General features: G+C 45.5%; 18 protein-coding genes, 1 tRNA gene and 1 pseudogene. 2 read left to right on the forward strand and 18 right to left on the reverse strand.

The genetic code is table 11. The annotated features are described in order from the left end of the window. Positions 1–16: 16 nt before the first annotated feature. The 3 genes from L6442_RS24775 to L6442_RS24785 form a co-directional block, all read right to left on the reverse strand. Complete coding sequence (locus L6442_RS24775; RefSeq protein WP_212976931.1) at positions 17–250, reverse strand: hypothetical protein; 234 nt, start codon at positions 248–250, stop codon at positions 17–19. Positions 251–307: 57 nt separating this feature from the next. Then, positions 308–1324: a DUF418 domain-containing protein gene (locus L6442_RS24780; protein ID WP_212976932.1), complete on the reverse strand. Its 1017-nt coding sequence runs from the start codon at positions 1322–1324 to the stop codon at positions 308–310. A gap of 226 nt (positions 1325–1550) precedes the next feature. After that, positions 1551–1940, reverse strand: a complete 390-nt coding sequence (locus L6442_RS24785) for an Asp23/Gls24 family envelope stress response protein (protein ID WP_212976933.1) — start codon at positions 1938–1940, stop codon at positions 1551–1553. A 342-nt stretch (positions 1941–2282) separates the two neighbouring features. Here L6442_RS24785 and L6442_RS24790 point away from each other — a divergent pair, with 342 nt between their 5' ends. Continuing rightward, positions 2283–3134: a DegV family protein gene (locus L6442_RS24790; RefSeq protein ID WP_373871786.1), complete on the forward strand. Its 852-nt coding sequence runs from the start codon at positions 2283–2285 to the stop codon at positions 3132–3134. Between the two features lie 183 nt (positions 3135–3317). Here L6442_RS24790 and L6442_RS24795 read toward each other — a convergent pair. The 10 genes and pseudogenes from L6442_RS24795 to nrdR all read right to left on the reverse strand — a co-directional run. Further along, positions 3318–3640 (reverse strand): annotated as a pseudogene (locus tag L6442_RS24795) (transposase); the annotation flags it as partial. A gap of 100 nt (positions 3641–3740) precedes the next feature. Continuing rightward, on the reverse strand, positions 3741–4577 hold the full coding sequence (locus L6442_RS24800) for a carbohydrate ABC transporter permease (protein WP_212976935.1): 837 nt from the start codon (positions 4575–4577) through the stop codon (positions 3741–3743). 14 nt (positions 4578–4591) lie between these two features. After that, entirely contained in the window at positions 4592–5323 is a 732-nt protein-coding gene (locus L6442_RS24805) for a carbohydrate ABC transporter permease (RefSeq protein ID WP_237100072.1), read from the reverse strand. A 275-nt stretch (positions 5324–5598) separates the two neighbouring features. Next, positions 5599–6891 (reverse strand): ABC transporter substrate-binding protein, encoded by a 1293-nt coding sequence (locus tag L6442_RS24810; protein WP_212976937.1) that lies wholly within the window; start codon positions 6889–6891, stop codon positions 5599–5601. Between the two features lie 378 nt (positions 6892–7269). Next, positions 7270–8379: a GntR family transcriptional regulator gene (locus L6442_RS24815; RefSeq protein ID WP_212976938.1), complete on the reverse strand. Its 1110-nt coding sequence runs from the start codon at positions 8377–8379 to the stop codon at positions 7270–7272. Positions 8380–8696: 317 nt separating this feature from the next. After that, a tRNA-Ala gene (locus tag L6442_RS24820) sits at positions 8697–8769 on the reverse strand. Positions 8770–9118: 349 nt separating this feature from the next. Beyond that, the gene (locus L6442_RS24825; protein ID WP_212976939.1) at positions 9119–10486 is read right to left on the reverse strand and encodes an ABC transporter substrate-binding protein; all 1368 of its coding nucleotides are present in this window, start codon (positions 10484–10486) and stop codon (positions 9119–9121) included. A gap of 129 nt (positions 10487–10615) precedes the next feature. Beyond that, entirely contained in the window at positions 10616–11440 is an 825-nt protein-coding gene (locus tag L6442_RS24830; RefSeq protein ID WP_212976940.1) for a carbohydrate ABC transporter permease, read from the reverse strand. Continuing rightward, positions 11437–12420 (reverse strand): carbohydrate ABC transporter permease, encoded by a 984-nt coding sequence (locus L6442_RS24835; protein WP_373871784.1) that lies wholly within the window; start codon positions 12418–12420, stop codon positions 11437–11439. The genes L6442_RS24830 and L6442_RS24835 overlap by 4 nt, the downstream gene beginning before the upstream one ends. A gap of 322 nt (positions 12421–12742) precedes the next feature. After that, complete coding sequence (gene nrdR, locus L6442_RS24840) at positions 12743–13219, reverse strand: transcriptional regulator NrdR (protein ID WP_194229724.1); 477 nt, start codon at positions 13217–13219, stop codon at positions 12743–12745. A 181-nt stretch (positions 13220–13400) separates the two neighbouring features. Here nrdR and L6442_RS24845 point away from each other — a divergent pair, with 181 nt between their 5' ends. Next, positions 13401–13619 carry an alpha/beta-type small acid-soluble spore protein gene (locus L6442_RS24845; protein ID WP_194229725.1) on the forward strand — a complete coding sequence of 73 codons (219 nt, stop codon included), beginning with the start codon at positions 13401–13403 and terminating at the stop codon, positions 13617–13619. 68 nt (positions 13620–13687) lie between these two features. Here L6442_RS24845 and L6442_RS24850 read toward each other — a convergent pair whose 3' ends face one another. From L6442_RS24850 to phoU, 5 genes are all read right to left on the reverse strand, one after another. Continuing rightward, on the reverse strand, positions 13688–14260 hold the full coding sequence (locus L6442_RS24850; RefSeq protein WP_194229726.1) for a lytic transglycosylase domain-containing protein: 573 nt from the start codon (positions 14258–14260) through the stop codon (positions 13688–13690). Then, positions 14257–14853: a dephospho-CoA kinase gene (coaE, locus tag L6442_RS24855; RefSeq protein WP_212976941.1), complete on the reverse strand. Its 597-nt coding sequence runs from the start codon at positions 14851–14853 to the stop codon at positions 14257–14259. Before coaE ends, L6442_RS24850 begins: the two co-directional genes overlap by 4 nt. A 372-nt stretch (positions 14854–15225) precedes the next feature. Continuing rightward, entirely contained in the window at positions 15226–16056 is an 831-nt protein-coding gene (mutM, locus tag L6442_RS24860) for a DNA-formamidopyrimidine glycosylase (RefSeq protein ID WP_194229728.1), read from the reverse strand. 49 nt (positions 16057–16105) lie between these two features. Continuing rightward, positions 16106–18772 carry a DNA polymerase I gene (polA, locus tag L6442_RS24865; protein ID WP_212976942.1) on the reverse strand — a complete coding sequence of 889 codons (2667 nt, stop codon included), beginning with the start codon at positions 18770–18772 and terminating at the stop codon, positions 16106–16108. Positions 18773–19178: 406 nt separating this feature from the next. After that, a complete protein-coding gene (phoU, locus tag L6442_RS24870; RefSeq protein ID WP_212976943.1) occupies positions 19179–19838 on the reverse strand; it encodes a phosphate signaling complex protein PhoU in 660 nt (219 codons plus the stop codon). Positions 19839–19891: the final 53 nt, after the last annotated feature.

The raw sequence follows: 19891 nt of genomic DNA on the forward strand, positions 1-19891 counted from the left end.
AAAGTGAAGTCTTTTTTTATCCTCTCTTGCTTTTTTGCCGGCTGTCGACATGTTCTGGAGAAATGGAATTGCAATAATATAAACCGGTCTCACGGATATCATTCATCAATCCTCCCAGTTTATATACTCCAGCCAAGTTATATAGACTAGATAAGTGTCCTAGTGCAAACTCCCTTGAATAAAGCCCCTTTAGAAAGCCTTTTCTAACAAGTTCAAGTTCTGTATAAATGAACTTTACAATTTGATTCATATCCCCCTCCAGATAACTCTTAGATGTGAGATGCTACTTGGTTCTCTTTTTAACGGTTCATGATGCGACAAATGGCTTCTTCATCTTCTGATTCGGCACAATACTCCAATAAGTGAAGCAGCGTAAAATCAATTCAACCGGCCCCATATTATAAAACTTCAACCATACTGTGCTAAAAGCGATTAGAACAGCATGGATGATGAAACACATGATTAATGAATTAATAGGTACAATACTAATTATGTAGCTAAAAACGATTAGTAAGGCACTTTGAGCAAGATAATTTGTTAAAGACATTTGTCCATAAAATTTAATTGGGGATAATAGTACTTTTGCTCTATCCCATTGTAAAATAATAATAAGAATGCTAAACATCATCGAAGAAACGATATAATCTTCCAGATTTTCAAAACCTCCAGGGGTAATATCTATTGAGGTTCTCACAAATAATAGAATTACGTAAGTACAAATAATAACCAATAAAAACATTGAAACATACTTTAATTTTCCATAGATATTTTCAAAAAATTTAAATTGTCCCATCGTAAAACCTAGCATCATCAGGGAAAACCATTTACTTAGATCTGAAAGAATGGTTAGCCATTCAATTCTTTCACCATAATACGGTTGACAAAAAGCCGTAATGATTGATAAAGCTATTAGCATCATCGTTACAATGAAGTTACTCCATTTATTTAACTTAAAAAACATAGCCATAAACAGGCCCAGTACAGCATACACCGTCAGCACATCGTTAATCCCTGGCGGTGCATAAAAGGTATGGATAAGTCCGAGTACAAATAAAAAACCGATTCTGCGAAAAAATAAAAAGTACCTTTTGCTTACTTTTTGTTTGGATCGATTCATAAAAAAATAGCATCCAAGTCCAAACAAGAAAAATAGTATGGGATAAAATTTCCTGTTAAAAATATAAAATAATTCCGCATGTAATCCATTATTGTCAGAGAAATAACTTATAACCTGAAAACTATTCACAAGAAGGACCCCTATTAAGGCAAATCCGCGTAAGTAATCCATCGTATCAATTCTTTTATAGGAATTATTTATTTTCATTCAGAATCTAGCAGCTCCTCTTTTCTTTTGTTAACTTAAACATATACGTTATCTATAGATAAATGAATGACTCTTCCCTTACAATTTGAAATCTAATCTTACTAAATCGTAGGAGGCTCATTTCTTTAGAAATGTTGGAAAAGGTTACGTACTTTGAAGCCAAGTGTTACCAGTAAAGTACAATGTTCTACGTTGCGAAGTTCTTTTTATATATGCTTATCAGTGCCTATTTGCTGATTCGTTGAAATTCTTTCAACTCCTCATCTTTGAAAGCGACCCCCTCTACCTTTACATTAATCTTAACAACGCATAGTCCAGTCATATTTTGAACCGCTTCGCGGATGTTAAGCTGCAATTGACGACACACTTCATGAATTGGGATACCGTACATGACAATTACTCGCAAGTCTATAGAAGCTTCAACTTCACCCACCTCAACAGACACGCCCTTTTGCACGTTCTTGCCACTCAACATCTTCACCCAACCATCCGACAGTCCGCCTGACATAGCAGAAATTCCTGGGGTTTCAAGCGCAGCAAGGCCAGCGATTGTGGCGACAACATCATCGGATATTAGAATTTTACCTCCCTGCATGTTCAATTGTTCCTCGGCCATCGTCATCTTCCTTTCTGTCTCTCCTATATTGTAGTCGATTCGCTGAACATGAAATTGAATGCCTTTTTCCTCTCCGGGGTATCATAGGTACTGCCTTTGTTTTCTCATTTACCTTGTACTTACAGTACTAATTTGTTATTATTGGTACTGCGATTGTTATTATAACATATAATAGTTCTAAGTGAAATTTACACGAAATCTAAGAAGAACGACAATATATTTGTCACTAAGCAGCATTTGCAAGCCCTTTTATTATGAGGTTTTGCTTTATGTGCAGCGTCTCCTCTATAATGCAATTAACAAACCAAATACATTGATACTGGAGGAAATGCATTGACACAAGTGAAAATTTTCGCGGATAGTATCTCCGATATACCACAATCCTGGATCGATCAATATGATATCGGAATCGTACCGCTGTATGTAGTGTTCGGCGATTCTGCCTACAAAGACAGGATTGAGATCACTACGAACGACATTTACCGCAGAGTCGAGGAGAGTGGAGAACTGCCACATACGGCTGCGCCATCCCCTGCGGATTTCGCAGCAGCCTTCTCCCCCTGGATCGAACAAGGGAGAAAAATTATATTTATCAGCATGTCATCCAAGCTCTCTTCGACCTATCAAAGCGCAATGATCGCCGCATCCGAGCTGCCGGAAGGAAGCGTACATGTCGTTGATTCACTGAATGTGTCAGGAGGCATTGCCCTGCTCGTTATGAAGGCTGCCTTAGCCGCCAGAGCAGGCAAAAGCGCGTCAGACATTGTAGCAATACTGCAGGGAAAACGTGACAGGGTAGAAATCGAGGTTCTTGTAGACACACTGAGCTATTTGCATAAGGGAGGCCGCGTCTCCAATCTGCAGCATATGATCGGCAGCCTGCTTAAGATTCGCCCCATTCTGCGAATTAAAGAAGGCGTCGTGATCTCCGCCGACAAGTACCGCGGCAAAACGGAGAAAGCCGTGGAACGCTTACTGCAACGCATTACGGAGAACATCCACAAGATCGACCATGATCTGATCATCGTCGCCCAAACACTCGCAGACAAGACGGCCCACTATATCAAAGCCGCACTGCTTGAGAGGACAGACGTGAAAGAAGTGGCGATTATTGAAGGCGGCTGCGCCATCTCTTGCCACTGTGGCCCACGTACCGTCGCCATTATGTACATGAATAGACAGCTATCCTACTAAGTTATATATTGCTAGTGAACAAAATGGAACACCAGCTATTGAAAAACATTGTAATAAAACAAAAAACCAGCTAATATCTTGTCAAGAAGAGACAGTTTTGTAAGACGTATATTTTTGGTATACTGCTTTCAAGACATAACAAATAAACCTCCATTTAGTGGAAGTTTATGGAATGGGAGATTCCTAAAAAGCGAAAGGTTGCCCTTTTTTGAGCATAGCGAAGACGTGATGTAATACCTTGTTGGCGCAAGCGATCACGGCTACTTTATGGGGCTTACCCTCGCTTTTTTCTTGTCGTAATACTCCCTTAAGCGTGGGTTTAGTCCTTTTCTCAATCCGCATATTACTGCCAGATAAGCAGCTCTTCGCAATCGATTAGAGCCGCGTTTCGTTATTTTGTTTTCACTTGCCGTAAACTTCCCAGAACTAAACACGCTTGGATCAAGTCCAGCCATAGCCACGACTTGTTTGGGATGGCTGAACTGAGAAGCATCTCCGATTTCTGCAAAAGCGACAAAACAAAAAAAGTTGGGCGGAAAACCTGACGTTTTCCCGACCAACTTTTTATTTTGGGGACTTATTAAACAGCCCCATTTGTGCTACCCCTTATCCTTTTATTCCGCTAAACGTAATTCCACTAATAAAAGTTTTCTGAAGAAAAAAGAACAGAATGATAATCGGTAATGTCATCAAGGTGGAGACAGCCATTAATAAGCCCCATTCAGACCCTTTTTGGCTTTGAAATTGCTGCAATCCGAGTGACACCGTGTAGGAAGGTTCGTTCGTTAAATAGAGCAAGGGCCCCATGAAATCAGTCCAGCTTGCCATAAATTGAAACAATGCGACGGCTAAAATTGCTGACTTGGCAAGAGGAAACATGATCTGCAAATATATGCGAAACTCACTGGCACCGTCTAATCGAGCGGCTTCCCGCAGGGCATCAGGCAAACCGAGGAAAAACTGCCGCGTAAGGAAAATGTAAATGGGCACGCCAAAAAATTGCGGAACAATAAGCGGGAGCGACGTCCCTACCCAACCGAGCTTGGTAAACAATAGAAAAAGAGGAATCATGGTGACCTGGCCGGGAATCATCATAACAGCGAGGGTAACGAAAAAAAGTATGCCTCGTCCTCGCCACTCGAGCTTAGCAAAACTGTATGCAACCAAGGGACAAGATACGATCACACCGAGCGTGCTAAAGATTGTAATAATCGCAGTATTTTTTAGATAGGTCCAAAAATGGATATACTCAACAGCCCGGGAATAATTACTCCATAGAAAAGGACGTGGAATCCATTGTGGAGGGAACGTAAAGATTTGTGTGAGTGGTTTCAGAGAGGTCGAAATCAGCCAAACAAACGGAATAATAAAAAATGCTGAAGCCAAAATCAAACAGATGTATGCTAACGTACGTTTAAGTCTTTTGATCGTGGTAGGATTCATTCCATCCCTCCTCCTTATTTCCCTTGATAATGAACCCAGCGTTTTGACGTCACGAAAATGATTGCGGTTAATGCCATCACAATAATAAACAAGATCCAGGCCATTGCGGAGGCATAGCCCATTTTGAAATATCTGAATCCGTTCTCATATAAATACATGACATAAAAAGTCATGGAATTTGCGGGAGTTCCTTGCCCCTTGGTTAACGTATAAGGAAGCGTGAACTGTTGAAATGCACCAATCATTCCCATGACCAGGTTATAGAAAATGACTGGCGTGAGCAAAGGCAATGTTACTGCTTTCGTTTTCTGGAACCAGTTGGCACCATCAATTTCCGCTGCTTCGTAATAATCATCCGGGATGTCCCCCAATCCGGCAAGGTAAATAACGACGGCTTGTCCAATACCCCATAGCGACATCAGGATAAGAGAAGGTTTGGACCATGCCTCACCGCCAAGCCAAGGCGGCCCGTCTATCCCGATACGTGCCAGCATTCCATTCACCAAACCGAAGTTGGGATGCAGCAACCACATCCAGAGAACGGCCAAAGCCACTTGCGGCACAAGCGTGGGCAAGAAGAAGATCGTTCGGAATACAGCCAGTCCTTTGACTTTCATATTCAACATCATTGCGAGCGCCACACCGATAAATATGCTTAATGGAACAAAAAAAACGGTGAAATAAATCGTATTGTATATGGATTTCCAAAACAAAGGATCGTTGAATAGATCCCTATAATTATTCAATCCAACGAATCCTCCCGGCTGAAGAATACTGTAAGTCGTGAAACTAAAGTAGATTGACGTCAACATCGGAATCGCATAAAAGCAAAGCAGCCCCAAAATCCAAGGTGAAGCAAAAAGCCAACCAGTCAAGTTTGTTCGAAGGAATGATCGTTGTTTTCTTGCTGCAGGAACTGCCTTTACACGAACTGACTCGGTCAGTTTAGCCATATACATTCTCCTTCCTGTGGTATTCATCGGCAGACATGGACAAAGCCTCTCCCTATCTGCCGCATATTTTATTTATTGTATTTTTCCAATGCTTTATTGACAGTCTCTGTTACGCGGTCCAAATTTTCTTTTGGAGTGCCATTACCGCGAGTAGCCTTTTCCGTTGCTGAAGCCAGTTCATTCCACAGCAGTTGTCCTTCAGGAATCACCGGACGATTGTGTGAATGAGGCAAAATATTAACAAATTCCTTCATGATCGGATCATCCTTGTATCCGAATTGGGTATTCACCGAATCGATCACAGAGAAACCGGAGTTTGCGTTCACTAACGCTTGGCCTTCTTCTTTCCCCAAAAACTCGAGGAACTTCCAAGCTGCATCGACGTTCTTGGCACCTTTAGGGATAATAGCGGAACCGCCACCAGACCAAGTCGTAAAGTTTGTCCCGGTTGGCGTCGGTATTGGCGCCACGCCGTAATTCAGGTTAGGATTGAATTTTTTGATGCCGGGTACCGTGAAGTTCCCGCTTACTTTCATGCTGATTTGACCGGAAATGAATGGATCCATTTCTTCCGAACCCGCTGCGCTTGTAAATCCTGCAATGTCTTCGACATCATATTTTTTGCCAAAGTCGGTCATCCACTGAAGCGCTTCCACGATTTTCGGATTGTTGGCAGTAATTTTACCGGTTGCGGCATCCTGAAATTCTCCCCCAAACGCCCATCCCCATGTATAAAGCCACCCTTGTGAATACCAAGGGATAAAGCCAATCCGTTTGAAACGTTTGCCCTCTTTAATTGTCAGCTTCTCCGCAGCCGCTTCGAGTTCAGCAATGGTTCTCGGCGGCTTTTCGGGATCCAGTCCCACTTCCTTGAAATGATCTTTATTGTAAAACAAAAGGCGGGCGTCAGTATCCATCGGAATGGCATAGAGTTTTCCGTTATAACTGGATTCATCCCAAGCAAACGGATAATACATTTCTCTTCGGATTCCAGAGGTCTCAGCCATCGAAGATAGATCCGTCAATGAACCCTGTGCTGCCCAAGTACCAACCTTAAACCGGTCGAATAGCGCAACATCAGGAGGATTGCCGCCAGCAACCGCAGTAAGCAGCTTCTGGTCCGATCCTTCACTGGATTCGGTATAAACCAAGTTCATTTTGATAGTCGGATTCTTTTCCTCAAATGCTGTCACCACTTTATTCATATTCTCTAAATCGATTGAGGTAAGGCCATGCCACATCGTGACGGTTGTAACGCCAGGTTTATCGCCTGAGCCTGCACTATTTGAGCAAGCGGTTACAATTAATAAAACAGTCAAAAGCACCAGCATTGAAAAAACATGTCTTTTGGATTTCCCCATTCATAGATCCTCCTTAATTTTGGTTTTGTTGGTGATTTAACTCCTTTATGTACTGGCCACCTCCTGTTAAGTTCATATCCTCGAAATGGAATCATATGAACTAATGAGTAATAGAGGTTGTTACTCTTAGAAGCGCTAACGAAATGAAGTTATACTTAGTATGTTATTATGCTTAGTATGTCATGTCAATTGTTAAATTGCGACATTTAAAAACTGAATTTAATAGACTATACATTCAATCAGGTTTGGATGCCCTCACCATTTTAAAATCCATGCTTTCTAACAATAAAAAAAGAAACTCCGAAAAGTCTGTGGACTTTTTCGGAGCTTTCTGGCATGAAGCATTCTTATGGACAGTGCGATCAATCTTTCTCGTTATTATTTGACGATCATTCGGTGTTCAACAATTGTCCGTTCGGGAACGGCCGTTCCGAGGATTTGTGAGATCAGCATATTCACCGCTACTTCACCCATCTGGTTCTCATCTTGTTCTATGTGAGTGAATATGGTTTGTCCCAGATAATCATCCATGGAGTCAAAGCAAACAATCTCGAATTCCTCCAGTGATTTCCCCATCGAGTGTATGACATTAGCCAGCATCATGGCTATAAGAAACTCCGAAACGACGAACGCCTTCACATTGGGGTGTTGCTCCAAAAAAACTCTAATTGTCTCTTTATCTTTTTCCTTGGCAGCCTCACCGTCTATGTTTTCGGGAAGAGTTCCCCTCAAGTTAGTAATTAAATAATCTTTATTCAATTTCATTCCTTCTTGGGTAAAAGCTAACGTATATCCGAGCAGTCTCTCTTCCAAGGTTGATGTATTCTCCTCTGGCGGAGATAAAAATGCGATTTTTTTATGACCTTTGTTTATTAAATGGAGCGTAAGATCCATTGATGCTTTCTTATTATCCGTATACACCGAACAAACGGGAATTCCTTTCAAATATCGATCCACCAAAACGATTGGAAACTGATCAAATACGAGCCGAAGCAATTCTGAATTATAATGTTCTCCATGATTGGGTATCATGATTAATCCCTTAATGCCCAAGCTAATAAAAAGTTGGATAGCGCGCTTTTCTTCCTCACGGTCCCCGAATGTACGCCTGATGATCAGTTGGTAATTATGCTTGGCGCTTTGCTTTTCCATCGATCTCAGGAGCCTAAGGCCGAACTCATCTGAAAAATTCGGTGTAATGAAACCGAGAAGCCGCTTCTCATCATCAGTAACTAGGGTTGGCGTTATACTCTTTGGCTCTTGTCTTTCCATTAGATTATCTGCCACATAAGAGCCCTTACCTTGGATACGTTTGATAACCCCTGAATCGGCCAGCTTCTCCAAGGCTTTTTTGGAAGTAATGCGGCTGACCCCAAACTTTTCAGCCAATTCTTTTTCTGAAGACAACCGATCCCCCGCTTTCAGCCGACCTTCTTTAATTTCTTGAATAATGTATATATATATTTGCTCGTATAGATGCAGTTCCATTGAATTCACCCTTACATCATAATATTGATATACTAAGTATACTATATAAAAAGCAAATCGCAATTCAGCTATGTATCACTGGTTACCCGAGCATAAAACTAATGTAATTATTGGGATTAATATTTTTGATGAACTTGCATTAGTTGAATCAATCATGCCTATTCTAATCTAACTTTCAGTAGAAAAAAGATCAACAGTTTGGGGAGGATGTAAACTTTCCGTAACACCATGCAGCTTTACACTTCCACTACCTGCTGCCTTTCTCAAGGTCGTAAGCGCAAATAACCGACCCTGATTAGGATCGGTTATTTATATTATGGAGCCTAGGGGGATCGAACCCCTGACCTCATCGCTGCCAGCGATGCGCTCTCCCAGCTGAGCTAAGGCCCCATGTTATGTAATTATTATTTCAAAAAGAGCACTCCTATAATATAGCATAGCAGATGAGCCTATGCAACATTTTTTTCTTAAAAAAGACTTTCGTCGTACTCTGAAAGAAGACAGGGCTTGTTTAGCGGTAGGCTAATTAGTGTAGTAGATTCCCTTGTGATAAAACTGCAAGCTCCATGAGGTTTACATTTTCCCCCATGCTAATAAACTAGCATATTCTATTCCATAGCGGTTCCGCAAACTATATAAGTCATATCAAAACACCAAGATGCCCCTGATTTATCAGACTTCAAGGGCATCTCCAAACTCTACTTACCGGGTCCTTTACCTTAATAAAGACCCCCTATCCCTATTTCACCGTCCGGTTATACTCCTGAATCTTGGAGGTGATCTCTTTCGCCGCATCATCAAGCGCCGCTTGCGGTGCTTTCTTGTTGTTGAGCACCTCTTCGATCGCGCCTTCGACGATTTGACGAGCTTCCGGGAAGACGCCCATCACCGCTCCCTGGGTCGCCTTGTTCAGCTTCGTGTTGTGCAGCTGGTCGACTGCCGTCTGAAATTGCGGGAATTTTTTGAGATTTTCCTTCACGCTATCCTGATCGTACGCTTTGAGCGTAATCGGGAAATATCCGGTATTGATATGCCAGAATGCCTGCTGCTCCGGCGAGGTCACGAATTTGATGAATTCCCATGCTGCTTTTTGCTCCTCGTCCGGACGGTTGTTCATCATCCACAGGCTCGCACCGCCGACGATGACGCCGCCTTCCTTGGCATCCGCCGGTTTCGGCAGAAAACCCGTTCCGACCTCGAACTTGCCTGCCGTTCCGTCCACTAGCCCTTTCAGGGCAGCCGTCGAATCGAGGATCATCGCCACCTGGCCCGCGGAGAAAGCCTTTTTGGAATCATCCGTCTTCCGGCCAAGGTTGTTGGCCGCTTTCGAATCGATCAGATCCTTCCACCATGTCATCACTTTCACGCCTGCCTCGGAATTCAACAGCGATTCGGTCGCCAGGCTGTCCCGGCCGTTGCCGTTGTTGACGTATTCCGCTCCCTGGTTCGCGAACAACTGCTCCATGAACCAGCCGTAAATCGCAAAGTTGGCGCCGACGGCCTTGCCTTTTTTCGAGATTGTGTCAGCCGCGGCTTTCAGCTCCTCAAAGGTCTTGGGAGGACTTTCCGGATCCAATCCGGCGTCTTTAAACAAATCCTTGTTGTAATAAAGAATAGGATTCGAGGTATTAAACGGCATTGAATACAGTTTATTATCGAACGTATAATAACCGCTAATATTCGGCTCAAGCTGGCCGACGTCCCACCCGTCCTGGTCGATGAAATTTTGCATCGGCGCAATGAGTTTGGAATCGATCATGAACCGGCTCCCGATTTCGTACATCTGCACCACCGTCGGCCCTTCATTCGTGCCCATGGACGCCTTTAATTTGCTGAGCAAATCATCATAAGTGCCCTGATAAACGGCTTCCACCTGGATTTTATCCTGCGACTTATTGAAGTTATCGACCAACTGATCGACCACCTTCGTTGTCGCCCCGCCCATCGCATGCCAGAACACAACCTTTTGTGCGCCGGCTTTGACTTCCGTACCGCTTGTTTTGGGCTCGCTTGCCTTCGGCTCATCCCCGCCCATGTTCACGCTGCATGCAGACAGGAGCAGCATCACGGACGCCAGCAGCAAACTTGCCAGTTTCTTTTTTCCCATAGTTTTGCTTTATTCCTCCCCTTTTATTATATTAGTTGAACCAATGATTTTCGGATGAGGGCAGCCGGGTGAACTTTTCCACATACCTATATGACAGCCACGCTTTGCCGCCAAAACCAATCACCGGATCTAACCTTTGACTGCGCCCGCCGCAATGCCGCGCACAAGCTGTTTGACGCCAAAAGCGAGCAGGATAAAGGATGGCAGCAGCACGAGCGTAACCCCGGCCAAAATCAAATTCCAGGACATCACCTCGGCATGCTGCAGCATCGCCACCCCGATTTGCACGGTTCGCATGGACGCCCGGTTGGTGATCAGCAGCGGCCACAGATAATGATTCCAATGCGTCAAAAACACATATACCGAAAGCGTCGCCAGAGCAGGTCTGGACAGCGGCAGCACGATGGAAAAGTAATTCCGTAAATGCCCGCAGCCGTCGATTTTCCCGGCGTCAAACAGCTCCCGCGGCAGCTGCAGAAAAAATTGGCGCAGTAGAAACACTCCGAAAGCACCGGCCATAAAAGGCACGATCAGCCCCTGGTAACTGTCCATCCAGCCCCAGCTTTTAATCAGAAGATAGTTCGGAATAATCGTAACTTCCCACGGTATCATCATGGTGGACAAAAACAGCGCAAACAGCATGCCTTTGCCTTTGAAATTCATGAATGAAAAAGCATAAGCCGCCAGACTCGACGTTATGACTTGACTGATCATCACCGCGGTCGAGACGATAAAGCTGTTTAAAATAAACCGAATAATTGGAAACCCGGCAATGGCCTCCTTGAAGTTGTCGAGATACAGATGGGTCGGAAACAGCGGAGGCGGAAAGTTGGATACCTCATTTTCGGTCATAAACGATGAAAGCACCGTAAAAATAAGCGGATACAGCACGGCCAGCGCTAAAATGGCAAGCAGCGAATACAACAAAAGCGGCGTGGTTCGTTTTGCAATCATTGATAGTGCACCTTCTTTTCCAGAACTTTAAACTGCAGCACGGTCAGCAGCAAAATAATAACAAATAAAATGAGTGCCTGGGCGCTGCCGATTCCGAAGCGGAAATTAACGAAGGCGTCTTGGTAGATGGAATAGACAATGACATTGGTGGAGTTGATCGGACCGCCTCTGGTCAAAATATGAATTTGGCCGAAAGCCTGGAAAGCCCCGATCACCGACACGATCAACGCGAAAAAAATCGTCGGGGAAAGAAGAGGGAGCACGATGCGCATAAACGTACGGACAGGCCCGGAGCCATCGATTTTAGCGCTTTCATAAAGTTCTTCCGGAATGCCTTGCAAACCGCTGGATAACACAATGTACAAAAAGCCCATGTTCATCCAAATCGTCATGAGCGAGATGGACATAAGCGCCCATGCCGGATCGGTCAGCCACGGAATCGGCCCGATATGAACCAGGCTCAGAAAATAATTCAGCATGCCGGCGGTCGGATGAAAGAGCAGAAACCAAATGATCGAACCCGTCCCCACTGAAATAACGATAGGCAGCGAAAAGATAAACTGAAATATCTTCATCCCCCGCAGCTTGTTATGGGTAATGGCAGCTAAAAACAAAGACCAGATCAACGAGGTCGGCACCGTGTACAAAATAAACATCAAGGTTACGCTCAAATTGGAATACAGCTGATGCGACTTGAACAAGGCCGCAAAATTCTCAAACCAGACGAATTCGGCTACCTGTCCGCGTGGATCGGTAATCGTCATGCTCAAATAAACGGACTTCAGCATCGGGTAAAATAAAAACATAATAAATAAAATCATCGAAGGCGCCAAAAAAACGTAAGCAAGCGCATGTTCTTTCAAAATATTCCGTTTATACATCCTGCTTTTAGTCTTTTTTACATTTAAAACGCTTTCAATACTAGGCAAACCAATCCCCCTTCCTATAACTGCCGATGCAATTTTATTATAACAGCCCATATATGTTATTATCTTACATTTGATTTTTCGCGATTGTCAATCCATTTTCGCAAATTAATTTCGATCAGGCTCAACAAAATTAAATTTTATTTCAGAACTTCCCTACGAATGGCTGCAGTATGTGAAATACTCCATTACACTTCCGTCCTTCCGATTCATTTTGATGCAAAAAAAGACGCAAGCAGCTTGTTTTCCCATCAAGCACTTTGCGTCTTTTGGCGGCTTGTCACCGCGCTTTTATAATTAATCATAAACCGCTTCGGTAGAGCAGCTCCGGGCAGCATATCCTGATCTCTGCTTATACCTAGCGCACCCTGCATAATCAATCAACAGAGTCAGGCATCGTATTTTTCGAAAGGAGACCTTTAAGTTCCTTCATAAACATATTGATATCTTTGAACTGCCGGTACACGGATGCGAAGCGCACATAGGCCACCTCATCCACAGGATACAACTGTTCCATCACCAATTCGCCGATCTGACGGCTTTCAACCTCGGCGACTGCCGTGTTGCGGAGTGATTTTTCGACTTCGGAGACAATCGCCTCCAGCTGCTCCACGGATACAGGGCGCTTCTCGCAGGCACGGATCAGGCCGCGCAGGATTTTATCCCGGCTGAATTCCTCACGGCTTCCATCTTTTTTAATGACGATCAGCGGCGTCTCCTCCACCATTTCAAACGTCGTAAAACGCCGGCTGCATCTTTCGCATTCACGTCTGCGGCGGATCGATTTGTTGTCATTGGCCGGACGGGAATCCAGCACCTTGGTGCCTGCGTAATCACAGTACGGGCATTTCATGCAAACTCACTTCCTTTATCTTTACATTTGGTGTATTGGGGTTCGTTCCCCCGGCATTTAACGGCACAGCAGCGTCCGAAAAAGAACCTTATATTTCCAAGCGGGAAATATATAAAAAAAGTTATGAAGATTCAATCTTTGAGACATAATACTTTTACAAACAGCAAGGAGGTGAACATCGATGGCTCAAAACAACAGCTCTAACAACCTTGTAGTACCTAAAGCTACTGCAGCCCTGAACCAAATGAAATACGAAGTGGCTCAGGAATTGGGTATCTCCATCCCACAAGACGGATACCAAGGCAACATGACTTCCTATGAGAACGGTTCGCTCGGGGGACTCATCACAAAACGTCTGGTAACCCTGGCTGAACAACAACTTGCTGGTCAATTCCAATAATACATGCGTACTCCCGGAAGTATTGAGGCGGCCCGTAAGCTGCTTCAATACTTCTTTTGTGATGATTCTCAAAAATCGCTGTAAATCCGCGTATATTGATTATAATAATAAATCACCCGTTGTACATAGTGCCTTGTTTCACCGAAAGGAACGTCCTTAAGGGAATCCAGCGTTCCATCCCATACTCCCTTTTTAAGCCATCCATCCACGTTTCCTGGCCCGGCATTATAAGCCGCAATAACGGCAATTCGATTGCCTTTGAACTGGGTGTTCAATTTTTTTAGATACCATGTCCCGATGGCAATGCTGGCCTCAGGTTTATGTTTGATATGGTCCATCGTCACTTCCGGAAGTTTAGCCTGTTCCATCGCCCATTGAGCCGTGTCCGGCATGAGCTGCATCAGGCCAAGCGCTCCTTTTTTCGATTCTTTGCCGAGCTTATAATTGGATTCCACCCGAATGATGGAAGCAACCAAAAACGGGTCCACGTCATAACGCTCCGCTTGTGCACGGATATGTTCCTTGTAGTATATAGGGTAAAACCAGGACATCCAGTTGGTGCTGAAAAACAATACGGCTACAAAGCCGATAAACAGCAGGAGAAGCACACGTTTTTTTCGCAAAAATCGTAAAGCCTTCATACGCAACCTGACCGAAGCCAAAACTCATCAATTTGATGTTTCGTCTCTTCTGCGCTCCCACTGTTATCAATGACGATATCCGCCTTCAGCTTCTTCTCTTCGATGTCCATCTGTGAACGGATCCGCGCCATCGCTTCGTCCCCGTTCAATCCGCTCCGCTGCATCAATCGTTGTTGCTGAACGGACTGCGGAGCATATACGACCATCACACGCTCAAACATGGACTCAAGCCCTGATTCATAAAGTAAAGGAATATCAACAACAACAAGTTTGTCCGGATGTTTCCGCTCCAAAGTTTCCATCTGTTCCCGGATCTCCTTGCGGATGGCCGGATGCGTAATCTCGTTTAATGCTTTTCGTTCCGCAGGGTTGTTAAAAACAATGTCCCCGAGCTTTTTCCTGTCCAAAGTACCGTCCGCAAGGAGCACAACTTGTCCAAAATGAGCGATCACTTCCGCCAAAACGGGATGACCCGGGAGCATCACTTCCCGGGCGATCTGATCGGCATCAACAAGCAGGGCTCCCTTGTCTACCAGGAGAGCCGACACCGTGCTTTTGCCAGTTGCTATACCTCCGGTTAACCCGATAATCATGTGCAAACTCACCTCATAACAGCTTATATTTTCCACCCGAGATTAATTACAATGCGGGGTGCCGTAAAATGGCGCATTCATAGCTTGGAAGCAGGCATCTTCATTTATCTGAGTCCGATATGTAATCCCCACTCCAAAACTGTCCAGACTTAAAGCCAATGCCAGCAGGAGTGGTGAAAAAATGACTGAGCACCCCTAGGCCCCCTCCCCCTGATGAAACGGACATTTGGAGCCTTCTTTTCAAAAGAGTTCCATATGCCAGCTTCCTCCTGAGGTTCAATTCAAACTCAGTATATTTTGGGGACGAAATAGAGGGGTGCACACCCATGATTCAATTTACATCTTACATTGCAAGGATTTGCTGAATTCAATTTATTTTAAGGTCTGGCATACCGGGCAAAAATGCGTGCCCCGGCCGCCAACAACGGTTTTCTCAATTAACGTTCCGCAAGTAAGGCAAGGCTGATTTTGGCGCCCGTAAATTTTGAGCTGATGCTGGAACATCCCCATCTCCCCCTGCCCGTTGACATAGGATTTGATGGAGGAACCTCCAACCTCAACCGCTTCCCGCAGCGTATCCACAATGGCTTGATGCAATGCGCGGAACTGCTCATCCGTCAGCGTGCTCACGAGCTGCTCAGGATGGATGCCCGTTCTGAACAAAGATTCATCCACATAAATATTCCCGATGCCAACAACATATGCCTGGTTCAGCAGTACAGCCTTGATTTTGGACTTTTTGCCCGCCAATGCCGCTTTAAATCTTTCGGGCGTAAACTCTTGCTCAAGCGGTTCAAGCCCCAGCTTGGACAGCGGAGGAAGCTTGAACTCCTCTCCAGGCTGGAACAAATGCATCGTCCCGAATTGCCGCACATCCTTGTACCTCAGCTCGGTCCCGTCATTGAAATGGAAAATGACATGCGTATGCTTCTCGACGGGATCCGTGCTGGCATATACTCCATAACGTCCTTCCATCCGCAGATGGGAGACCATGACCAGACCATCCAATACAAAACGCAAAAACTTGCCGCGGCGTTCCACGTTTTGAATCGTATGTCCCGCCAGCATAAATGCAAATTGCTCTATATCGTCAGGGCGCTGGATAATCCGCGCCAAATTTACGGTTACATGGTCGATCACTTTGCCTTTGACCAATTGGTTTAACGTGTTTTTGACTGTCTCGACTTCCGGCAACTCCGGCATGATGTCTTCACCTCATCCCTATTATAACGAAAGTTTGCCTGAAAGGGCATTATTTGGCCTCATACCAGTTCTTGCCATAGCTGACTTCCGCCTTCAGCGGCACGGATAATGCCAGCGCTTTTTCCATCGTTTCCGGTACCAGCTTTTTCATAAGTTCCAGCTCGTCTTCCGGCACTTCGAATACAAGTTCGTCATGTACTTGAAGCAGCATGCGGCTTTTTAATTGCTTCTCCGCCAGCGCGCGGTCCATGTGCACCATCGCCAGCTTGATAATATCCGCTGCGGTGCCTTGGATCGGCGTGTTCATCGCGGTGCGCTCGGCAAAGGAACGCAGATTGAAATTGCTGGCGTTAATTTCAGGCAAATAACGTCTTCTTTCCAGCAGCGTCGTTACATAGCCGTCCCGCTTCGCGTCCTTCACGATGTCATCCATGTAACGGCGGACTCCGCTAAATGCATCGAAATATTGATCGATAAATCGCGCCGCTTCCTTCCGGGTAATGTTCAGGTTCTGGGACAAGCCGTAATCGCTGATGCCGTAAACGATCCCGAAATTGACAGCTTTCGCCGAACGGCGCATATTGGCATCCACTTCATCCGCCGTGACGCCAAATACATCCATCGCCGTTTTAGTATGAATGTCCATGTCGTGCAGGAACGCTTCCTTCAGCCCTTCATCGTCGGAAATATGCGCCAGCACGCGCAGCTCGATCTGCGAGTAGTCCGCCGCTAGAATATACCAGTCCGGTTCGGACGGAACAAACACCTTCCGGATCTTGCGGCCTTCCTCAAGGCGGATCGGGATATTCTGCAGGTTCGGATACTGACTGCTCAAACGTCCGGTTGCCGCAATGGTTTGCCGGTAATAGGTGTGGACTTTGCCCGTTTTCGGCGAAATTTCTTTCAAGAGACCTTCCACATAAGTGGATTGCAGCTTGGCAATGGTCCGGTATTGTAAAATCAGGCGGACAATATCATGGTAAGGCGCCAGCTTCTCAAGCACTTCCGCATCCGTGGAATAACCCGTTTTCGTTTTCTTTATCACAGGCAGCCCCAGTTTAACGAACAAAATTTCGCCAAGCTGCTTCGGCGAATTGAGGTTAAATTCCGTGCCGGCGATCTCATAAATCTCCTGCACCAAACCGTTGATCTGGGCTTCGAATTCCTTGCCGAGCTCCATAAGATCGTCCTTATGAACCGCGATCCCCTGTTTTTCCATATCGGCCAAAATGCGCGACAAAGGCATTTCAAGATCATGGAATAACGGGGCCATTCCGCCCTCTTCCAGCTCTTGTTCCTGCAGCGGGATCAGATCGAGAACAGCCGCTCCTTTGGCCGCCAAATGCTTGCTGAGCACATCCGTTTCAGGCACCTTGTATTTCGCGCCCTTGCCGAATACATCCTCATCGGATGCAAGCGCCGGCAGCCCATATTTGGCGGCAAGCGCATGAAGATGCAGGTTGGATTCGGTCGGATCGAGAATGTACGCCGCCAATTGGACATCAAATGACGCGCCGGCAAACTCGATTCCCTTCCAATGCAGAGCCAAATCCGTACGGTGCAGATCAAATCCCTGCTTTGGAATCGCCGGATCCGCCAACCAAACCCGCAGCGGCTCGGCCGCTTCCGCCTTCAACAGCTCAAACGGCACAAAATAATGCTGTTCGTCCGAAGAAAATACGGATCCAATCACATCGGCATGATGAGGATTTTCGCCGCTCGTTTCCACATGCAGCGCTTTGACCTCTTTGAGGGCATCCGCCAGGATGCCGATATTTTCTTCGCTAATCATTTCTACCTTGATTTCCTTGGCCGGAGCCTGCTCCTGTTCGGAATGATCCGAATGGCTGCCGTCAGCTTTAAAAGACAAACGCTCCAGAAGCGATTTGAATTCCAGCTTGGCTAGCGCGGGACCCGCGGTATCTTCCTTCAAACCGTTAAAAACCATATCGTCAAAAGACTTGTCCAGCGGAACTTCGCGATAAATCGTCGCCAGCTTTTTGCTGAGAACGGCATCATCCGCATGGGTCTCGATTTTTTCTTTCATTTTGCCTTTCAGTTCGCCGGTATTGGCCAGCACCTCTTCAACCGATCCGAATTGATGCAGGAGCTTAAGCGCCGTTTTCTCCCCTACGCCGGGAATTCCCGGAATGTTGTCGGAAGCGTCGCCCATTAGGCCTTTGAGATCGATGATTTGCAGCGGCGTCAGACCGTATCTTTCTTGAATCTGCTCTGGCGAATAGGTCTCGATTTCGGTAACTCCCTTGCGGGTTAACCCCACCTGCACATGATCCGAAGCCAGTTGAAGCATATCCTTGTCCCCGGTTACAACGAGTATTTCATGGTCCGCCTCTTCCGCTATGCGCGACACGGTGCCGATAATATCATCCGCTTCATATCCGCCCAGTTCAAACTGCGAAATGCCAAAGCCCTGCAAAAGCTCCTTCAGCAGCGGAAACTGCTCGGACAGCTCCGGAGGCGTCTTTTCGCGGCCGCCTTTATATTCCTGGTAACCCTCGTGGCGGAACGTAACCTTCCCGGCGTCAAAAGCAACCATCATATGTGTCGGTTTATGATCTTCAATCAGGCGCAAAAGCATATTCGTAAACCCGTATACGGCATTCGTATGCAGACCTTTGGTGTTCGTAAGCGGCGGCATCGCAAAAAATGCCCGGTAAATGATACTGTTCCCATCAATAAGAATCAGTTTGCTCATACAGCACCTTCCCTTTTTTCACTTCTTTATTTATACAAAAACATCTATCGGCGGTTCCAAAATAAGATAAATCTTGGAGGTAGTCGCGAATATGGCTGCGATATTGATAAGTTGAATGTAAGAAAAACTAGGATGCGGTTTCCTTGATGTTTTGCTACTCTAATATCTTAACACATGACCCTGTATTCGAGAAAAAAATAAGCGAATCCGTCTCGATTTTTTACCGGGTCGGGTTGGAATCACCAACACCACCCAAACCATCATTGTCCTGGAAAGCCAGAAACGCATCCTCGAGTTGTCAGATGATTCGGCTGCATGTTGCACCACAAAAAACCCCGGCGTTATTGCGCCAGGGTTTCTAACCTTTATAAATTATGACTTTGCTTACGATTAACGCAAAATATTTTTACCGGTTCAAGTCAGGGCGTTTGCCTGTTACCAGGTATACGGCGCTCTCCCCGATATTGGTCGCATGGTCCGCGATTCGTTCAATGTAACGCCCGACCAGGGTCAACAGTAAGGCTTGGGACAAAGAATCGGGTTTCGATCGCATATGACCGTATAATTCCGTCAGGATTTGGCTGTACAATTGATCGACCTGATCGTCATCCTGAGCCATTTTATAAGCAAGATCCGTATTTTCGTCAAGATAAGAAGTAATGGCTTCTTCAATCATCACCTTGACCAGATTCGCCATCTGCGGGATATCGATGAGCGGCTTGATCAGCGGTTCATTCTGCAGGCGCAGCGTTACTTTAGCTACATCCAGCGCCAGATCGCCCATACGTTCCAGATCGCTTGATATTTTAAAAGCAACCAGTATTCTGCGAAGATCCTTGGCAACAGGCTGCTGGGTAACAATAAGACGCGAACCGATATCCATAATTTCTTCTTCCATTAAATTCAGCTGCGCATCCGCCTGCACGACTTCCTGCGCTTTGTTGCAATCCTGGTTTTTAAGGCTGATAACAGCTTCATCCAAGGCATGGATGACATGCTTCCCCATCTTAACAAGCAGCGAACGAAGCTGCTCCAGATCCTGATCCAACTCTTTTCTCCGAATCATGGCTGCAAAATCCCCCTATAAAAATTTTTGTTACTTTTGGTGAGTGTTCAAAA

Source organism: Paenibacillus azoreducens (assembly GCF_021654775.1).
GTDB lineage: Bacteria > Bacillota > Bacilli > Paenibacillales > Paenibacillaceae > Paenibacillus_AQ > Paenibacillus_AQ azoreducens.